Annotated in this window: 2 tRNA genes; both read left to right on the top strand. The window is 38.5% G+C overall.

Features of this window, described 5'->3' with window-relative positions:
- Positions 1-101 precede the first annotated feature (101 nt).
- A tRNA-Ile gene (locus AC6UC9_RS06975) sits at positions 102-176 on the top strand.
- A gap of 31 nt (positions 177-207) precedes the next feature.
- A tRNA-Ala gene (locus tag AC6UC9_RS06970) sits at positions 208-280 on the top strand.
- Positions 281-374: the final 94 nt, after the last annotated feature.

The following is a 374-nucleotide window of genomic DNA, read 5'->3' as shown; positions in this document are numbered from 1 at the left end:
GATCACCTCCTTTCTAAGGAAAAATTCGGAAACCTTACATTATTGAAGTCTTGTTTAGTTTTGAGAGTTTTACTCTCGTTAAAATAAATGTTCGCGCTTTTGGGTCTATAGCTCAGCTGGTTTAGAGCGCACGCCTGATAAGCGTGAGGTCGGTGGTTCGAGTCCACTTAGACCCATCGTTACTGGTAAGTGACAATCGAATATTTTGGGGAATTAGCTCAGCTGGGAGAGCACCTGCTTTGCAAGCAGGAGGTCAACGGTTCGATCCCGTTATTCTCCATTGACACGAAAGTGTCAACTTTGTTCTTTGAAAACTAGATAATATTATTTTCTGTATTAATTATATTTTAATTATAATTTTAACCGAGAAATAA

The sequence above is a fragment of the Fructilactobacillus sp. X7R4C1 genome, from assembly GCF_059901115.1.
This window is presented reverse-complemented; position numbering and strand designations above follow the sequence as displayed.